Genomic DNA, 16,420 nt, shown 5'->3' with positions numbered 1-16,420 from the left:
GGCCCCAGGCCGGGCGGGATTGCAAGCTGGGAAGGCGTGCTTGCTTTCTGCACCATGGCCACCCGTATGGACGGCCGCCAGCTGGCCGGTGAGATCGAACTCCGGTTGCAGGCGACGATCGCTGAGCGACTGGCAGCCGTGGGGCGCCCGCCTGGTTTGGCGGTGCTGCGGGTGGGCGACGACCCGGCCAGCGGCGTTTACGTAGCTAATAAGGAGAAGGCCTGCGCCCGGGTGGGCATCACCAGCCTGGGCGCCCACCTCAGCGCCACGGCCAGCGCTGCCGAAGTGCTGGCCGCGGTGCAGCAGCTCAACGCCGATCCCGCCTGCGACGGCATCTTGCTGCAGCTGCCCCTGCCTGCCTGCCTCGATGAAGGCCCCCTGCTGCTGGCGATCGACCCGGAGAAGGATGCCGATGGCCTGCACACCCTCAACCTGGGCCGGCTGCTCAAGGGTGAGCCGGGGCCGCGTAGCTGCACCCCCGCTGGTGTGATGGCCCTGCTGGCCCGCCACGGTGTGGCCCTTTGCGGCCAGCGGGCCGTCGTGGTGGGCCGCAGCATCCTGGTGGGCCAGCCGATGGCGCTGATGCTCCAAGCCGCCGATGCCACCGTGAGCGTGGCCCACTCCCGCACCACGGATCTCGCCGCCCTCACCCGCCAGGCCGACGTGCTGGTGGTGGCCGCCGGCCGGCCCTGCATGATCGGCGCCGAGCATGTCAAACCCGGTGCCGTGGTGATTGATGTGGGCATTCACCGTACCGAGAGCGGTCTATGCGGCGACGTGCGCTTTGAGGAGGTGGAGCCCCTCGCCAGCGCCATCAGCCCCGTGCCTGGTGGCGTCGGCCCGATGACCGTCACCATGCTGCTGGTAAACACCGTGGTGGCCTGGTGCCGCCGCGCCGGCGTCGCCCACGACCTGGGCGATCTGGTGCCCTGAGCGGGGATTGGATGGTCCCTGGGCTGAAGAGGGTCGAGGGGGTGAACAGGACCGGGGGGGGGGGGGAGATGTTCTGCTGCTGTCCTTGATTCTGAACAGGTTGTACGGAATCAAGGAGACCATGAAAATGGAAGCCAGAGCTCTAGGCCGCAACGTTCCGCGCTCTTGAGCACCCTGCGCCACCCCGCCTGAGAGAATCCCGCTAGCACGGAGGCCCCTGGCCGAAGCTCCATGACCGCGGCGGACTCCAGCCCCTTTGACTTCGCCGCCTATCTGGAGGCGACCCGCCTGCGGGTGGAGGCGGCCCTTGATGGCTCCCTGGGGCCGGAGCGGCCCGAATCCCTGCGCGAGGCGATGCGTTATTCGCTGCTGGCCGGTGGCAAGCGGCTGCGGCCGATCCTCTGCCTGGCGGCCTGTGAGCTGGCTGGTGGCGACAGCGATTTGGCCATGCCCACGGCGGTGGCCCTGGAGATGGTGCACACCATGTCGCTGATCCATGACGACCTGCCGGCGATGGACAACGACGATCTGCGCCGCGGCCGCCCCACTAATCACAAGGTGTATGGCGAAGCCAACGCCATCCTGGCCGGTGATGCCCTGCTCACCCGCGCCTTTGAGATGGTGGCGATGCGCAGCCCGGGCGTGCCGGCCGAGCGCTTGCTGGCGGTGGTGGGAGAGCTATCCCTGGCTTCTGGCGCCCCCGGCCTGGTGGGCGGTCAGGTGGTGGATCTGGAGTGCGAGGCCAAATCCGTCGATCTCGACACCCTCGAATACATCCACCTGCACAAAACCGGCGCCCTGCTGCGGGCCTGCGTGCTCACCGGCGCCCTGATCGCTGCTGCCTCCGCGGAGCTGCTGGCCGCCCTGCGCACCTACGCCCGCGGCATTGGTTTGGCCTTTCAGATCATCGACGACATCCTTGATGTCACCGCCAGCAGTGAGGTTCTTGGCAAAACCGCCGGCAAGGATCTCACCGCCGACAAAACCACCTACCCCAAGCTGCTGGGCTTAGAGGAATCGCGCCAGCGGGCTGATGCCCTAGTGGCCGAGGCCAAGGCCGCCCTGGCTCCCTGGCAGGCCAGTGCCGCGCCCCTGCTGGCCCTGGCCGACTACATCACGAGCCGCGACCGATGAGTAACCCCGTGCTGATAGGCGTCTTCGACAACGGCGTGCTCTGGTGGGGCCTGGCGGCCTGTGGCGTTGCCCAGCTCTCCAAGCTGGTGATTGAGCTGGTGGTGCATCGCCGCTGGAATCCGCGGGTGCTGGTGGAAACCGGTGGCATGCCCTCGAGCCACTCGGCCCTGCTCACCGGCACCACCGCAGCCCTTGGTTGGGTGCAGGGCTTTGAGGGGCCCCTGTTTGCCCTGGCGGCCGTGCTCTGTTTTGTGGTGCTCTACGACGCCTCTGGCGTGCGCCGCGCCGCCGGCCTCACCGCCGCCCGCGTTAATGAGATGGGACCCGCCCCGAAGCCCCTCAAGGAAAATCTCGGCCACACCCGCCTGGAGGTGCTGATCGGTGCCCTGATCGGGCCCCTGGTTGCCTTGCCCGGCTTGGTGCTGGCTGGTTCGCCGCTGCATCTGGCCCAGGGCCTGGGCTGGTTCACCGCGGTTGGTTGACCTCACTGCCGACCAACAGGTCGCAGTAGCGGCTTTTGCCGCTTGGCTCGCCGCTCCGGCGGATGGCACGCCCTTTGTGCTCAGCGGCTACGCCGGCACCGGCAAAACCTTCCTCTCGATGCGCTTTCTGGCCCAGGTGGAGGCCACCGGGCTCTGCTGGACCGTGGTCGCCCCCACCCATAAGGCCGTGGGTGTGCTGCGCTCCTACCTGGCTGGGGCTGGCCTTTCGCCCACCTGGTTTCCTTCCACCATTCACCGCCTGCTGCGGCTGAAACTCAAGCGCCAGCGTGATATCGAGCGCTGCGAGGAAACCGAGCAAACCGCCGTCGCCCTCGAGCACCTGGGCCTGGTGCTGATCGATGAGGCCTCAATGGTGGACTCCACCCTGCTGGAGATCAGCTTGCGCTGCGCCCACCCTTTTCGCACCCGGCTGGTGTTTGTGGGCGATCCGGCCCAGTTGCCGCCGGTTGGTGAACCCGTGAGCCCGGTGTTCAGCCTGGGCCGGGCCAGCCGGGCCGAGCTGCGCCAGGTGGTGCGCCACCAGGGGCCGGTGCTGCGCCTGGCCTCGGGGTTGCGCCAGGGCGACCTGCCCTGCCGCCGCCCGCCGCCGCTGCCGCCGATCCGCAATGCCAGCGGTCAGGTGGCCCTGCTGGAGCGCGGCGCCTGGCTGCAAGCCGCCCAGGCCGCCCTGCGCCGCAGCGCCGAAACCGACAACCCCGACCTAGCCCGCATCCTCTGCTACACGAACCGCTCCCTCGAGCAGCTGGTGCCGATCGCCCGCCGCGCCCTGCACGGCGAAATGGCCGACCAGCTGCCGGTGCTGCCCGGCGAGGTGCTGATCACCCGCGCTGCCGTGATGGCCCCCGCCTGCCGCGAGGGTGAAGATGCCGCCGAGGAGCCCGACATGCTGCTGGGCTCCAACCGGGAGCTGGTGGTGCGCGATGTCATGCCCGAGCGCTGCGATCTGGCCGACTTCGGCGTGCCTGATGCGCCGGTGATCGATACCCTCACCGCCCGGGTGGAGGCCGGCGATAGCCAGCTGAGCCTGCGGCTACTGCCGCCCCTGGGTTCGGCGGCCCGGATCGCCCTCGAGGCTGTGTTGGCCCGCCTACGCCAGCAGGCCAAGGACGCCGGCAAGCAGGACGGCAAGGGCCTGTGGCGCCGTTTTTTCCTGGTGCGAGATGCCTTTGCCTCCCTCGGTCCGGCCGCCGTTCTCACCGTGCATCGCAGCCAGGGCAGCACTTTTGCCGAGGTGTTTGTGGATGGCGATGTGTTCTGGCCCAGCGACACCGTGCTGCGCCGCCAGCTGGTCTATGTGGCCGTGAGCCGTGCCAGCCAGGCGGTGTCGCTGGTGGCGAGCCCAGGCCCCCTCGCCGAGCAGCAGCTTTGGAGCGACTGGCTGCAGGCTGATTCCTGATAGCTCTGGCCGCCTAGGCCAGCCGCAGGCCCTCGATGCCCTGCCAGCCCAGATACACCGCCAGGGCCACGCTCACCAGGCCCACCAGCAGGTCGCCCTTGGCGAACAGCCACTGCTTGCCCCGCTCCAGCAGGGGCAGCACGCGCTCTGGGCCGGCCAGCAGCAGGGCCAGCAGCGGCAGCAGCAGCAGGCTGGCGCTCACCAAGCTGAATACCCCAGTAGCCAGCAGCTCCTGGCCGCGGCCAAGCCCCGCTGAAAGCAGGCTGCTGGCGGACTTGGCAAACAGAAACAGATCGTCGGGGCTGGCCACCTGCAGGCCGGTGCTGATGGCCAGCAGCAGCGGCAGGGGCAGGGCACAGAACTGATCGAGGCGGCGCGTCCAGCCCGGCGGCCCCGCACCCTCTTCATTCTTATTCAGCAGCTCCTTCGCCCCCAGCCCCAGCAGGGCGCCGGCGGCCAGTAGGTCGAGGCCGGTGAGGTGGTCGCTGCCCTTGTCCATGCTCAGCAGCAGGCCGTGGCCCACCGTGAGCAGCAGGGTTACGGCCAGGGCGGCGGTGACCAGCCAGCCAGCCACAAACAGCCCGCCCCGCTGCAGCGGCTTGGGGCCGAGCAGGAGCAGCAGCAGCAGGCCGATGTGCAGCGGCGAAAAGCCGATCGCCAAACCAAAAGCTGCTAGCTCGCCGAGCAGGTTGGAACTCATGGTGCGGTCGTTATTTGGGCATTTCAGCGACGCACTTCAAACCAGTCGGTTCCGGTGGCTGCTATCTGACTATTGGCCACGCTGTTCACCACCGCTTCAGCCGGGCCCTTCTCGCACCACAGCCGCAGCTCGGTGAGTTCCTGCGGACAGCCTTCAGCTTCTATCTCCACCGAACCATCGGAGCAGTTGCGCACCCAGCCGCTCAGGCCGAGATCCTGGGCCCGCAGGCTGCAGGCAGCCCGGTAGCCCACCCCCTGCACCTGGCCGCGCACGATCAAACGCCAGCGCTCTTGCTGGATCTGGGGCCGGGGTTCGTGGGGCTGCACGAAGCGGCGCTCGTCGGCAGCGGCGCGGCGCGCGCGGCTGCGGCTGCCAGTCGTGAGGGAATCACCGGGCATCCAGCCCAGTGGAGGTGCAGCCAGCTGGCGTGCACGTTCGGCGCTGTCCATCCTTCGCTCCGGGTTGCGGTCCCCCAGCCGTCAAGCTGCCACAGCCCGTCGCCGGCTGCCACAGAGCTGTCGCAGTTGGATAGGGGCTCCAGTTGCCAGCGGTGAAATTCATGGCCGCAAAAGCTCTCGCCCGGTCGCACCAGCAAGCCATTGGCCGTGGCGGTAGCCGTGCGATAGCCCAGGCTCAGGGCGCCTTTGCGGGCCTGGAAGGGCAGCACGCCCGCCATCGGCTGCAGCTGCCCCTCGCCATCGGCCAGATGCTCGCCCAGCAGCAGCAGGCCGCCACATTCGGCCACCAGCGGCAGCCCCGCCGCCGCAGCCCGGGCCAGGTCGCCCAGGCTGCGCCGGCTCGCCGCCAGCTGGGCTGCGTGCAGCTCCGGGTAGCCCCCCGGCAGCAGCACCGCCCGGCAGCCTGCCGGCAGCGGCTCATCGGCCAGGGGGCTCCAGGCCAGCGGTTCAAGCCCTACCGCTTCCAGCAGCTCGCCGGCCTCCGGATAGCGGAAATGGAAGGCCGCATCGCTGGCGATCGCCACCGGCAGGGGCTGGGAGCTCGGCTGCTGGGGGCTCTGGCCCAGGCACCAGCTGATCGGATTGTCGGCCCCTGGCTCGGCTGTTGCTGGGGCCAGCAGGGGCACTAGCTGCTCCAGATCCAGGTGGCGGGCGGCCAACTCGGCCCACTGCTCCTGGCGCTGCTCGAGGTCGTGCAGCTCGCCGGGCGGCAGCAGGCCCAAGTGACGGGAGGGCAGCTCCAGGCTGGGGTGGTGCGGCAGTACCCCCAGCAGCGGCACCTCGATGCTGGCCAGCGCTTCTGCCAGCAGGGCGTGGTGGCGCTCGCTGCCCACCCGGTTGAGCACCACCCCGGCCAGCCGCACCGCTGGTGGGCCATGGTCGCGGAAGCCCCGCACCAGCGCCGCCAGGGAGCCCGCCTGCCGCGACGCTTCCACCACAAACACCACCGGCAGGCCGAGCTGGGCCGCCACCGCTGCCGAGCTGCCCTCACTGCTGGGGCCGCGGCCATCGAACAGGCCCATCACCCCCTCCACCAGCGCCAGGTCGGCCCGACTGCCGTGCCAGCTAAAGCAGCGCTCCAACCACTCGGGCCCGCACAGCAGCGGATCGAGGTTGCGGCAGGTGTGGCCGCTCACCCGGCTGAGCAGCTGGGGATCGAGGTAGTCGGGCCCCACCTTGAAGGGCTGCAAACCCAGGCCTTGCGCCCGGGCCCAGGCCGCCAGGCACAGCGACAGCAGGGTCTTGCCGCTGCCGCTGCTGGGCGCGGCGATCAGACAGGCCATTCAGGGCAGCAGTTTGGCGGCGAGGGGGGCGGCGGCTGCCAGCAGGGGGTTGGTGGAGTCGTGGCCGCCGGAGAGCAGGCGGGCCATCTCCATCTCCTCGCTCTCATTGGGCAGGGGCACTACCTCCTCAGCCAGTTCCATGCTGGCCATGCCGCCCGATTCGAGCCGCATGCAGCCGCCCGATTCGGAGCAGAGGATCACGCATAGCGGTGAGCCCTGGCTGCTTTGGCAGATCAGCCGCAGCCCCACCATGGCGCCGGGGTGGGTTTTGGGTACGCCCACTGGCACTGGCATCTGGCGGAAGCGCACGGTCTGGCCGTCGGTGCGCTCGAATTCGGCGCCGATGCCATCGCCCACCCCATCGCCATCCACCGCATAGGTGGAGATCAGGTGCCAGCCCAGCCGATCGGCCAGCCAGGCCGCCAACAGCAAACCCTTCACAGGGTTGGAGCCCTCCACGTCGAGGTCGAGCTGCACCACGTGATTGAGTGCATCGCGCCGCGAGGGCGGATCAAACACCATCGCCAGCGATTCGCGCCAGCTGCGCAGCCGCAGCCAGTTGAGGTCGTTGATCGGCTGGCCCGCCGTGATCCGGTCCACCAGTAGGTCGAGGCAGCGGCGTGGATCCCCCAGCGACGAATCCACCACCAGGCGCCGGGCGCCGGTGGCTAGAGCCGCCATCACCTCAGGGGCCTCATCGAGGCTGCTATTCCACCACACCCAGCAGGGCAGGTCGGGGGCTATCAGGGGTTGGACCAGGTCGAGGTTCTGGCGCAGGGCACCGGTGCCGCCCCTGAGCACCACCACGTCGCCGCAGGCGGAGCCGCCAGCGCCCTCCTCCGGCAGGGGGCAGTACGCGGCCACCAGGGTTTCCAGCGGCTGGCCGCCGTCGAGGGTGGGGGCCAGGGTGATCAGCCGCCGGGGCATGTGGGCGCTGATCGCCCCTTCCACAAACTGGCCGCGCTGGTCTTCGGCGTGGTGATTGCCGCCCAACTGGCCGAGCGCCCAGGCCAGCTTGGGATCCATCGGTGCCGTGCTCAGGGGCAAGCCACAGCTCACCGCTGCGGCGCGGGCCGCCTCCAGCACCGTTTCATTGAGCAGACCCGTGATTGGTCCATCCAGCCGGCCGCAGCGCACCAGCTGCTGCTCCAGCCAGGAGCCCTCCCACACCACCAGGGTGAAGGTGGCGGCGCCGGGGGAGCTGCCCAACTCTCGATCCCAGAGGCGCTCCAGGTAGCCGGGCACCTGGTCGGGGGGTAGGGCGAGGGGAGCCTGGAGGGTGAGCTGGGTCGACATGGGGTCAGACTCGGGATGGGGTCAGGTCAACGGAAATCAGGGGCGACGCCAGGCCAGGCCGTCTTCGGCCAGCAGGTTGTCGGCGGCGGCAGGACCCCAGGTGCGGGCCTCGTAGGGGTACACGGGCAGCTGGGAGGGGGCGTCCTCGATCAGTTCCAGCAGCGGTGTGTAGAGACGCCAGGCGGCCTCCACCTCGTCACTGCGGGTGTAGAGGGTGGGGTCGCCCAGCATGGCGTCGGCCAGCAGGCGCACGTAGCCCTCGTCGCTGGGTTCGCCGAAGCTGTCGTCGTAGGAGAAGGCCATGTCCACCGGCCGGCTGCGCATGCCGGAGCCGGGGGCCTTCACCTCAAATTTAAATTCAGCGCCCTCATCCGGCTGGATGCGCAGGATCAGCTGGTTGGGGGTGGGGGCGCCGCCAGCGGCATCAAACAGGTGCACCGGTGCCTCGCGGAAGGTGAGCACCACCTCGGAGAGCCGTTTGGGTAGGCGCTTGCCGGTGCGCAGGTAGAAGGGCACGCCCTGCCAGCGCCAGTTGTTGATGAATAGCTTCATCGCCACGTAGGTCTCCGTGGTGCTTTCCGGGTTCACCCCCGGCTCATGGCGGTAGCCGGCGATCGGCCTGCTGAGGGAGCCGCCGGGGGCGTACTGGCCCCGCACACAGCACTTCCAGGGCTCGTCTTCATTGGCTAGGCGCGCCGCCTGCAGCACCTTGGCCTTCTCGTTGCGCATCGACTCGGGGTCGAAGCGTCCCGGCGCCTCCATGGTGGTGAGGGCCAGCATCTGGGTGAGGTGGTTCTGCACCATGTCGCGCAGGGCGCCCGAGCTTTCGTAGTAGCCGGCTCGCTCCTCCACGCCCACGGTTTCGGCCGCCGTGATCTGCACGCTGGAGATGTAGTTGCGGTTCCAGATCGGCTCGAAGATCGTGTTGGCGAAGCGCATCACCAGGATGTTCTGAACCGTCTCCTTGCCCAGGTAGTGGTCGATCCGGAATATCTGGTTTTCCTGGGCGCAGGTCTGCACCACCCGGTTGAGTTCCTGGGCGCTGCCGTAGTCGCGGCCGAAGGGCTTCTCGATCACCACCCGGCTGCGGGCCGGATCGCTGAGCAGGCCGGCGGCGGCCAGGGAGCGGCAGCCACTGCCGTAGAAGTTGGGTGATACCGAAAGGTAGAAGGTGCGGTTGCCGCGGGTGGCCCGCAGCCGGTCGATGCCTTCTAGCCGCTGACCCAGCCGCACCACCGAGGCGGGATCCTCCAGATCCACCGGCTCGTAGAAAAGGCCGGCGGCAAATTGCTCCCAGGCCACCCGGTGCTCAGCCACCTCTGAGGCCATGGCCTCCGCCATCTTGCCGCGGAATTCCTCATCGCTCCAGGGGCGGCGGGCGCAGCCCAGCACCGCAAATTCACTGGGCAGGCGGCGCTGGCGAAACAGCTCAAACAGCGCCGGCACCAGCTTGCGGTGGGTGAGGTCGCCACTGGCCCCAAAAATCACCAGGCATTGGGGCGGGATAACCCGCTCCTGGCGGAGTCCTACCCGCAGTGGATTGGTGAGCACAGCGCCCATGAATGCCTGTCTGGTGCCCATGGTTTAACGGGCCTGGCGCCGTCGCCCACCGCTTGGCCCACTTTGTGATGGTTTCTGTGTGGGATTCGCCAAAAAAAAGCCCGCCTTGGGGGCGGGCAGGGGAAGCGGCTTGGGCTCGAACTCAATAGGTTTCGACGTGCCAGCGGTCGGCCTTTTTGAGCTGGGGACGCAACTCGGCCCAGTTCAAACCCTTGGCGGTGGCGGCAACGGTCATCGCCTCATCGATGCCGGGCTCCATGCCCCGCAGGCCGCACATATAAACGTGGGTCTTGGGGTTTTCAATCCAGGAGAAGATCTCCTCGGCGTTCTCGCTGACGCGGTCTTGGATGTACATCCGGCCGCCGTTGGCGTTTTGCTGCTCGCGGCTGATCGCCTTGGTGTAGCGGAAGTTTTCGGGAAACTCGCTGGCGTAGCGGTTGAAGTCGTCGTCGTAAAGGAGGTTGGGGGTGGTGGGCACGCCCATCAACAGCCAGGCCTTACCGCGGAAATGCCAGCCGTTCTTCTCCCGCTCGGTGGGCTCAAACATGCGGCGCAGGTAGGTGCGCATCGGCGCGATGCCGGTGCCGGTGGCCAGCATGATCACGTTGGCTTCCTCGTCTTCAGGAAGCAGCATCTCCTTGCCTACCGGGCCGGTGATCTTCACCTTGGCGCCGGGTTCGATGTCGCAAAGGAAGGTGGAGCAGACGCCGTTGATCGTCTCGCCGTCCTTCTCGTATTGCAGCTGGCGCACGCACAGCGACACCGTGTTGCCCTCCAGGTTGTCGCCGTGGCGGGTGCTGGCGATTGAGTAGAGGCGCAGCTTGTTGGGCTTGCCATTGGCGTCGGTGCCGTCGGGAATGATGCCGATGCTCTGGCCTTCGACATAGTGCAGCTGGGGGTCACCACCGGAGAGGTCGAAGGTGATGTGGTTCACCCGGCCGATCGCCCCTTCCGCCAGCAGGCTGTAGTTGTCGGTCACCGTGCCGACGAACGGAGCCTTCGGCTTGTAGAGGTTGACGGGAACGTCGGCGTGGGACACGGCAGCGGGTTTCGAAGGAGTGGCGTTTGCTTTAGGGGCAGGTGTTGGGCTGGCGTCATCGTCTGCGAGAACGGCGCTGATGCGACCACCTTTCTGTGCGATTGATTGCATCAGAGCCTGGAGTTGGCCGTATGGCACGGTGAGGCGGCGTTCAGCCTGACGCTGGCGTCCCACCCCAAAGGCTTCCACCACAACGGTGAACATTCGGCTGTCGGACTGGGTGGCGCGACCAGTGGAAACACGCATGCAGACTCAGTCCCCTCAAAAGCGCGCTGATCATAGGGAACACGGCTGCAGCGAAATCCCGGCAGACACCGCTAGGTTTGTGCCCCAGCACACTTACGCCGTGCGTCCTTGGCGCAACTTCTTGCCCAATCAGGTCTGCCCGGCCAGCTGGCTGAGCCAGGTTTGCTGTCGAAGGGGCCTGCGAATGTGATCAATTCCGCCCAAACCTCCGTTTGCAGCCTCGACACCATCCAGCAGGAGATGGAGCGGCTGCCCCAGGGCACCAGGCGCCTGGCGGTGCAGTTGCGCCTACCGCTTGATCCCCGCTGGATCTGGTCCGTGCTCACCGATTACGCCAATCTCAACAGGTTTATTCCCAACCTGGCCTCCTCCCGCCAGCTGTGGCGCCGCGGCAACCGGGTGGGTTTGGAGCAGGTGGGCACCCAGCAGTTTTGTGGGCTGAATTTCAGCGCCAAGGTGGAGCTCGAGCTGGAGGAAGATTTCGAGGCAGGTGAGCTGCGCTTTTGCATGTGCCGCGGTGATTTCCGCCGCTTTGAAGGCTGTTGGCAGATCGGCCGCACGGGCGAGGTCACCCATCTGCTCTACGAGCTCACCGTGCAGGGCCGGCCCGGCATGCCGATTGGCTTGATCGAGCAACGTCTGCGCGAAGACCTAGCCAGCAACCTGCGGGGAGTGCAGCGAGAGGCCGAACGCCGCGCTGCCCAATCCTGATCTGAGCAGGAGTTGGAATTGTGTATACCCCCAAGGGGATTCGAACCCCTGTCGCCTCCGTGAAAGGGAGGTGTCCTAGGCCTCTAGACGATGGGGGCGAGGCCACAACGCTGTAGGGCGTTGATGTATTGGAAGCTACGGGGCAGGGGGACCCTTCGTCAAGGCGAGCAGCGCTTCAGGGACTGTTCTCAGTGGGGGCGCCGCGACGATCAGGGCCCCTTGGGGTCAGTGCGGGTTGGGCTTGGCCGCTCCAGACCGGCACGCTGACGTGGAAGCAAGCCCCCTCGCCGGGCTCCGACACCACCCAGATGCGCCCGCCGTGCACCTCGGCGATGCGGCGGCACACCGATAGGCCAACGCCGTAGCCAGAGGTGGTGCCGGAGGTTTGGGGCAGGCGCACCCGATCCAGAAAAATCCGTTGCTGCTCCGCTTTGGGGATGCCCGGCCCGGTGTCGCAGATGCTCACCTGCACCCACTGGTCGGTGCGGTGCAGCAGGGTCAGGTGCACCCGGCCCCGGTCCGGGGTGAACTTGAGGGCGTTTTCCAGCAGGTTCAGCAATACCTGGCGCATGCGGCGCTGGTCGGCGAACACATCGGGCAGGTCGGCGGGGATGTCGGTGATCAGCTCCAGGTCGCGGCCGATCCAGAGTTTTTCCAGCTCCAGGATCGCCTCGGCGGCCACCTTGCCCAGCGCCAGGCGCTGGGGGTTAAACAAGGCTTCCCAGCGGGTTGTACCCACCTCCAGCAGGTCCTTGGAGAGTTCCTGGATGTCGTCGAGGCGGCGGGTGAGCACGTCGCGGAAGCGGGTCTCGTCGATCTGGCCGAGGGTGTGGCTTTGGAGGGCGAGCTTGGCGGCGGTCAGCGGCGTGCGCAGCTCATGGGCCACCATCCGCAGCAGGCGCTCCTGCACCCCAAGGCGCTCGATCAGGGTTTCGTTTTCCTGGCGCAGCACCAGCAGCTGATCTTCCAGCTGCAGCTCGCGCTTGGTGCGGCTGCCATCGATCTCAGCGGGCCGCAGGCTCATGCCCAGGCTCGTAACCACCTCCATCTGCTGCCAGCGCGGCAGCCAGCTGCGCAGCTTCTGGGTGATGGCATTGCCGGCAATCACCTGCTTGGGCAGGGGGGCCAATTTCACCAGGGCCGGGGTGGCCACCAACCGATGCAGCTCCAGCAGTTGGGGTTGGCGGGCCGGATCGGCGATCTCCAGGCTCACCTTGAAGGCGCACTCCTCACTTTTGAGGAATTGGATCAGGTTGCGCAGGTCCTGGCTGGCCAGGTGGTAGCTGGTGGCTACCAGCAGCAGCTTCAGTTCGGGGCGTTCGGTCGCTCCGTCGCTGGCGACCTGGTCGGTCGTGATGGGGTGATCGGAGCTCACGTGGCTAACCCTATGGGGATTTGGGCACAGCAGCTCGATTTCGCTATGACTGAAGCAACCAATGCCGTGCGCCCTAGGGCCGGGATGTCATGAGCATGTCTTCAAACTCCAGTCCAGTGGTGCCGCGCCCCAGGATTCAGCTCGACAGCAACATGCGGCGCTGGTTTGCCCGCAACCTTGGCCTGTGGCGCTCGCGCCGGCTCTATTTATTTGAGGATGGGGAGGCGCTGCGGGTCGACATGATGCTGCGGGTGGAGATATTTAGTGAGCCAGTGGAGGGTGATGCTGCCTATCGCTTCACTTGGTGGCCCGAGCAGGAGTTTGGCTTCTTCGACAAAAAGCCCCGCTACGCACCCAGGGGCACCATGGAGGCCTATCTGTGCGGCCACCAGCTCAGCCGCAGCTCCGGCTACTTGAGCGGCGATCCCACCACAAGTCAGATCCGCCAGGTGGATGAGCACGAGCTGATTTTTGAATCCAGCTACCAGGAGTGGCACATCCTTGAGCACACTCGCCTGGTTGACCAGGACCGCTACCGCTCCCGTTCGATCTACTCCTGGAAGAACGGCGCCCTGGAAGTGGCCGAAACCCACCATGAGATCCGGGTTGAAGAAGCGGGGGCGCCCATCCCGCACGACCCTCCGTCCTGATGCAGCAGCATGCAGTCACTAAATTTTCTTTCCGGTGTTCCTGATGCCCCGTAGTTTTCTGGCTCCCCTGCTGGTGCTTCCCCTGCTATTGGTGCCGGCAGCGGCCCTGGCCGCTCCAGCCACTGAGGCGGAAATGAACCTGTACACCCGGATTGCAGCTGTAAACGTATGCATTGCCCGGGGGGCAGGGGTTCCCTTCGATAAGGCGGTGGGTATTGCTGGCGAAACCGTCGCCCAGCTGATTCAGGGCCAGCACGATGGTGTGATCAGCCAGGTGGGAGCTAAGCCGCTCAGCATCGACGACCTGCGCAAGGGATCGATCAACTCGGCTGTCCTCGGTGCCGCCGAGATCTGCCCCAAGGAGGTGCCCGCAGATGTGATGGCCAAGGTGCAGGACGCCATCAAGCAGTCGCCCGATACCAAGCCAGCAGTGAAGCCAGCCACCCCTAAGCCAGCCACTACTAAGTAATTCCCATGCCCCTCGTGCGCCTCGCCGATTACCGTCCGGCGCCCTATCTGCTTGAGCGCACCGATCTAACGGTGCAGCTCCACTCCGGCCACACCGAGGTGGTGGCCCAGCTGGCCTTCTTGCCCAATCCGCTGGCCCAGCCGGGGCCGTTGGTGCTCCAGGGCGTCGACTTGGAGCTGCTGGAATTGCGGCTCGATGGCGAGCTGCTGCCGGCTGAGGCCTTTGAGCTCAGCGAAGACCAGCTGGTGATCACCCAGCCTCCCGCTGGGGTTTTTCAGCTGCAGAGCCGGGTGCGCATCCATCCGGAAACCAACAGCACCCTGGAAGGGCTCTACGCCAGTGGCGGGCTATTCACCACCCAGTGCGAAGCCGAGGGATTTCGGCGCATCACCTTTCACCCCGACCGCCCCGATCTGCTCAGTCGCTTTCAGGTGCGGATCGAGGCCGATCGGGCTAGCTGTCCGGTGCTGCTCTCCAACGGCAACTGCATCGAAACCGGCGACCTCGACGCCGGGCGCCACTTCGCGGTTTGGGACGACCCCTTCCCCAAACCCTCCTATTTGTTTGCCCTGGTGGCGGGCCAGCTTGAGGAGGTGAAAGACAGCTTCACCACCGCCAGCGGCCGCGCAGTGGCCCTGCGCATCCACGTGGAACCCGGCGATGCGCCTTACACCGCCCACGCCATGGCGTCCCTTAAACGCTCGATGGCCTGGGATGAGCAGCGCTACGGCCTCGAATACGACCTCGATGAGTTCAACATCGTGGCGGTGCGTCACTTCAATATGGGCGCGATGGAGAATAAAAGCCTCAATATCTTTAATTCCAAGCTGGTGCTGGCCGACGCCGAAACAGCCACCGATGGTGAGCTTGAGCGGATCGAGAGCGTGATTGCCCACGAGTATTTCCACAACTGGACAGGCAATCGCATCACCTGCCGCGACTGGTTCCAGCTGTCGCTCAAAGAAGGCCTAACCGTGTTTCGCGACCAGAGCTTCACGGAAGATATGCATGGTGCGCCATTGAATCGCATCGAAAATGTTTCGATGTTGCGCAATAGCCAGTTTCGTGAAGATGCCGGCCCCACTTCCCATCCCGTGCAGCCCGATGCCTATCAGGCGATCGACAACTTCTACACCACCACGATCTACGAAAAGGGATCGGAACTTATTCGTATGATGCATACCCTGCTGGGGGAGGAGGCGTTCATGCGGGGGATGGCGCTCTATGTGAGTCGTCACGACGGCACCGCCGCTACCTGCGAAGACTTCGTGCAGGCGATGCAGGATGCCGCGCCCGTGCCGCCGCCCTTCGATTTCGCCCAATTTCGCCGCTGGTATCACCAGGCCGGCACGCCGCGGCTGCATATCCAGCGCCACTGGGATGGCGAAACCGGCGTGCTGGAGCTGCAGGTGCAGCAACACACCCCGGCGACCCCCGGTCAGAGCGACAAGCAGCCGCTGGTGATTCCCCTGGCCCTGGGCCTGCTGGGTCAGGGCGGCGAATCCCTGCCCGTGCGGCTCGAGGGGGAACCAGCCCCAGCCGGGCTGGCTGGTGATGGCACCCGCCTGCTGGTGATCGACCGGCCCCAGCAGAACCTGCGTTTGGTGGGACTCCCCCGCCAGGGCCATCCACCGGCCCTCTCCCTGCTGCGCCATTTTTCGGCGCCAGTGATCCTGGAAATGGGCCGGCCCACCGCCGAGCTGGTGCACCTGCTGGCTGCTGACAGCGATCCTTTTGCCCGCTGGGATGCGGGCCAGGTGCTGCTGCGCCAAGCCGTGCTGGCCCGCGCCACAGGCAGGGCCGATGGCCTGCTGGAAGAGGAGCTGATCGATGCCTTCGGCCGGATCCTGGCCGATCCCTCCCTATCTGAGGCCAGCCGCAGTGTGTTGCTGGCCTTGCCAGGTTTGCCCGAGCTCGAAGATGCCGCCGTTGCCGTTGGCGCGGAGCCCGATCCACCGGCCCTTTTTGCGGCGCTGCTTGCCCTGCAGCAGCGTTTTGGTGCGACCCTGGCCGTGCCCCTGGCCGCGGCCCTGGAGCGCTGCACGCCCCAGTGGAGCCTGGCCTGGCCCGCTGGTAATGGCGATCGCCTGCTTACGGGCACCGTGTGGAGCTGGCGGGTGGCCGCCGCTGATTCGCAGGTGGCGGCGGCCGCAGCGGCGGCGGTGCAAGGCCCCTCGATGACCCTGGCTCGCGCTGGCCTCAGGGCCCTGCAGTGCCATCCGATCGCTGAGCGCCAGCAGGCGGTGGAGGCTTTTTACCAGCGCTGGCAGCACAAGCCGGTGATCCTCGACGCCTGGTTTGCCCTGGAAGCTTCTGCGCCCTTTGCCGATGGCCTGGAGCGGGTGGCGCGGCTGCTGGCGCATCCCCGCTTTGATCCCGCCGCGCCCAATTCGGTGCGGGCCGTGCTCGGGGGGCTTGCCGGTAACGCGGCGGTGTTCCATGCCGCCGACGGCTCCGGCTACCGCTTCATGGCAGCTCGCATCGCCGATCTCGACCAGCGCAACCCGATCACGGCCTCGCGCATGGCCAAGGTGTTTAGCCGCTGGCAGAGCTATGGACCGGCCCGCGCCGCGGCCATGCACGGGGCCCTCGAGCAACTGGCTGCCGCATCGCTCTCAACCAACACCGCTGAGGTAGTGGGCCAGTGCCTGGGGGCGAGTTAGGCCC

At 66.9% G+C, this 16,420-nt stretch carries 15 protein-coding genes and 1 tRNA gene; 8 read left to right on the top strand and 8 right to left on the bottom strand.

The window, feature by feature from the left end; genetic code table 11:
* Positions 1-54: 54 nt before the first annotated feature.
* The 4 genes from folD (at position 55) to U9970_RS08630 (ending at position 3,966) form a co-directional block, all read left to right on the top strand.
* Entirely contained in the window at positions 55-933 is an 879-nt protein-coding gene (gene folD / locus U9970_RS08645; protein WP_322766080.1) for a bifunctional methylenetetrahydrofolate dehydrogenase/methenyltetrahydrofolate cyclohydrolase FolD, read from the top strand.
* A gap of 231 nt (positions 934-1,164) precedes the next feature.
* A complete protein-coding gene (gene crtE, locus U9970_RS08640) occupies positions 1,165-2,067 on the top strand; it encodes a geranylgeranyl diphosphate synthase CrtE (protein ID WP_322763893.1) in 903 nt (300 codons plus the stop codon).
* Positions 2,064-2,549 (top strand): divergent PAP2 family protein, encoded by a 486-nt coding sequence (locus U9970_RS08635; protein ID WP_322763892.1) that lies wholly within the window; start codon positions 2,064-2,066, stop codon positions 2,547-2,549. The genes crtE and U9970_RS08635 overlap by 4 nt, the downstream gene beginning before the upstream one ends.
* Positions 2,542-3,966: an ATP-dependent DNA helicase gene (locus tag U9970_RS08630; protein WP_322763891.1), complete on the top strand. Its 1,425-nt coding sequence runs from the start codon at positions 2,542-2,544 to the stop codon at positions 3,964-3,966. The genes U9970_RS08635 and U9970_RS08630 overlap by 8 nt, the downstream gene beginning before the upstream one ends.
* A gap of 13 nt (positions 3,967-3,979) precedes the next feature.
* Here U9970_RS08630 and U9970_RS08625 read toward each other — a convergent pair whose 3' ends face one another.
* From U9970_RS08625 to U9970_RS08600, 6 genes are all read right to left on the bottom strand, one after another.
* Positions 3,980-4,666, bottom strand: coding sequence for a GAP family protein (locus U9970_RS08625; RefSeq protein ID WP_322763890.1), 687 nt, complete (start codon positions 4,664-4,666; stop codon positions 3,980-3,982).
* A 23-nt stretch (positions 4,667-4,689) separates the two neighbouring features.
* Positions 4,690-4,944, bottom strand: a complete 255-nt coding sequence (locus tag U9970_RS08620; RefSeq protein WP_322763889.1) for an acylphosphatase — start codon at positions 4,942-4,944, stop codon at positions 4,690-4,692.
* Entirely contained in the window at positions 4,941-6,407 is a 1,467-nt protein-coding gene (locus U9970_RS08615) for a cobyrinate a,c-diamide synthase (protein ID WP_322763888.1), read from the bottom strand. Before U9970_RS08615 ends, U9970_RS08620 begins: the two co-directional genes overlap by 4 nt.
* The gene (locus tag U9970_RS08610) at positions 6,408-7,703 is read right to left on the bottom strand and encodes a glucose-6-phosphate dehydrogenase assembly protein OpcA (RefSeq protein ID WP_322763887.1); all 1,296 of its coding nucleotides are present in this window, start codon (positions 7,701-7,703) and stop codon (positions 6,408-6,410) included.
* Between the two features lie 36 nt (positions 7,704-7,739).
* Positions 7,740-9,263: a glucose-6-phosphate dehydrogenase gene (gene zwf / locus U9970_RS08605; RefSeq protein ID WP_322763886.1), complete on the bottom strand. Its 1,524-nt coding sequence runs from the start codon at positions 9,261-9,263 to the stop codon at positions 7,740-7,742.
* Positions 9,264-9,405: 142 nt separating this feature from the next.
* Complete coding sequence (locus U9970_RS08600) at positions 9,406-10,548, bottom strand: FAD-binding oxidoreductase (RefSeq protein ID WP_322763885.1); 1,143 nt, start codon at positions 10,546-10,548, stop codon at positions 9,406-9,408.
* A 240-nt stretch (positions 10,549-10,788) separates the two neighbouring features.
* Between U9970_RS08600 and U9970_RS08595 the strand changes: the two genes are divergently transcribed.
* Positions 10,789-11,259 carry an SRPBCC family protein gene (locus tag U9970_RS08595; protein ID WP_322766079.1) on the top strand — a complete coding sequence of 157 codons (471 nt, stop codon included), beginning with the start codon at positions 10,789-10,791 and terminating at the stop codon, positions 11,257-11,259.
* A 25-nt stretch (positions 11,260-11,284) separates the two neighbouring features.
* On the opposite strand, the gene U9970_RS08590 is transcribed toward U9970_RS08595, so the two are convergent.
* Both U9970_RS08590 and U9970_RS08585 read right to left on the bottom strand, forming a co-directional pair.
* Positions 11,285-11,357: transfer RNA gene (locus U9970_RS08590), tRNA-Glu, on the bottom strand.
* Between the two features lie 77 nt (positions 11,358-11,434).
* Positions 11,435-12,634, bottom strand: coding sequence for a histidine kinase (locus U9970_RS08585; protein WP_407653028.1), 1,200 nt, complete (start codon positions 12,632-12,634; stop codon positions 11,435-11,437).
* 89 nt (positions 12,635-12,723) lie between these two features.
* On the opposite strand from U9970_RS08585, the gene U9970_RS08580 reads away from it, so the two are divergent.
* Genes U9970_RS08580 through pepN form a run of 3 tightly spaced genes read left to right on the top strand, consistent with a single transcriptional unit; the run spans position 12,724 to position 16,416 of the window.
* A complete protein-coding gene (locus tag U9970_RS08580) occupies positions 12,724-13,284 on the top strand; it encodes a hypothetical protein (RefSeq protein ID WP_407653027.1) in 561 nt (186 codons plus the stop codon).
* 43 nt (positions 13,285-13,327) lie between these two features.
* Positions 13,328-13,753: a cAMP phosphodiesterase gene (locus tag U9970_RS08575; protein WP_322763884.1), complete on the top strand. Its 426-nt coding sequence runs from the start codon at positions 13,328-13,330 to the stop codon at positions 13,751-13,753.
* 5 nt (positions 13,754-13,758) lie between these two features.
* A complete protein-coding gene (gene pepN, locus U9970_RS08570) occupies positions 13,759-16,416 on the top strand; it encodes an aminopeptidase N (protein WP_322763883.1) in 2,658 nt (885 codons plus the stop codon).
* The last annotated feature ends 4 nt before the right edge of the window (positions 16,417-16,420 follow it).

This window comes from Cyanobium usitatum str. Tous, assembly GCF_963920485.1.
Lineage (GTDB): Bacteria > Cyanobacteriota > Cyanobacteriia > PCC-6307 > Cyanobiaceae > Cyanobium_A > Cyanobium_A usitatum_A.
The sequence above is the reverse complement of the archived record's forward strand: the minus strand, read 5'-3'. Positions and strand labels throughout refer to the sequence as shown.

Bases quoted from the DNA above. Each gene is read 5' to 3' on its own strand.
- folD (WP_322766080.1), top strand. From the start codon at position 55: ATGGCCACCCGTATGGACGGCCGCCAGCTGGCCGGTGAGATCGAACTC.
- U9970_RS08635 (WP_322763892.1), top strand. From the start codon at position 2,064: ATGAGTAACCCCGTGCTGATAGGCGTCTTCGACAACGGCGTGCTCTGG.
- U9970_RS08615 (WP_322763888.1), bottom strand. From the start codon at position 6,407: ATGGCCTGTCTGATCGCCGCGCCCAGCAGCGGCAGCGGCAAGACCCTG.
- U9970_RS08575 (WP_322763884.1), top strand. From the start codon at position 13,328: ATGCCCCGTAGTTTTCTGGCTCCCCTGCTGGTGCTTCCCCTGCTATTG.
- zwf (WP_322763886.1), bottom strand. From the start codon at position 9,263: ATGGGCGCTGTGCTCACCAATCCACTGCGGGTAGGACTCCGCCAGGAG.
- U9970_RS08610 (WP_322763887.1), bottom strand. From the start codon at position 7,703: ATGTCGACCCAGCTCACCCTCCAGGCTCCCCTCGCCCTACCCCCCGAC.
- U9970_RS08625 (WP_322763890.1), bottom strand. From the start codon at position 4,666: ATGAGTTCCAACCTGCTCGGCGAGCTAGCAGCTTTTGGTTTGGCGATC.
- U9970_RS08600 (WP_322763885.1), bottom strand. From the start codon at position 10,548: ATGCGTGTTTCCACTGGTCGCGCCACCCAGTCCGACAGCCGAATGTTC.
- U9970_RS08580 (WP_407653027.1), top strand. From the start codon at position 12,724: ATGAGCATGTCTTCAAACTCCAGTCCAGTGGTGCCGCGCCCCAGGATT.
- pepN (WP_322763883.1), top strand. From the start codon at position 13,759: ATGCCCCTCGTGCGCCTCGCCGATTACCGTCCGGCGCCCTATCTGCTT.
- U9970_RS08595 (WP_322766079.1), top strand. From the start codon at position 10,789: ATGGAGCGGCTGCCCCAGGGCACCAGGCGCCTGGCGGTGCAGTTGCGC.
- crtE (WP_322763893.1), top strand. From the start codon at position 1,165: ATGACCGCGGCGGACTCCAGCCCCTTTGACTTCGCCGCCTATCTGGAG.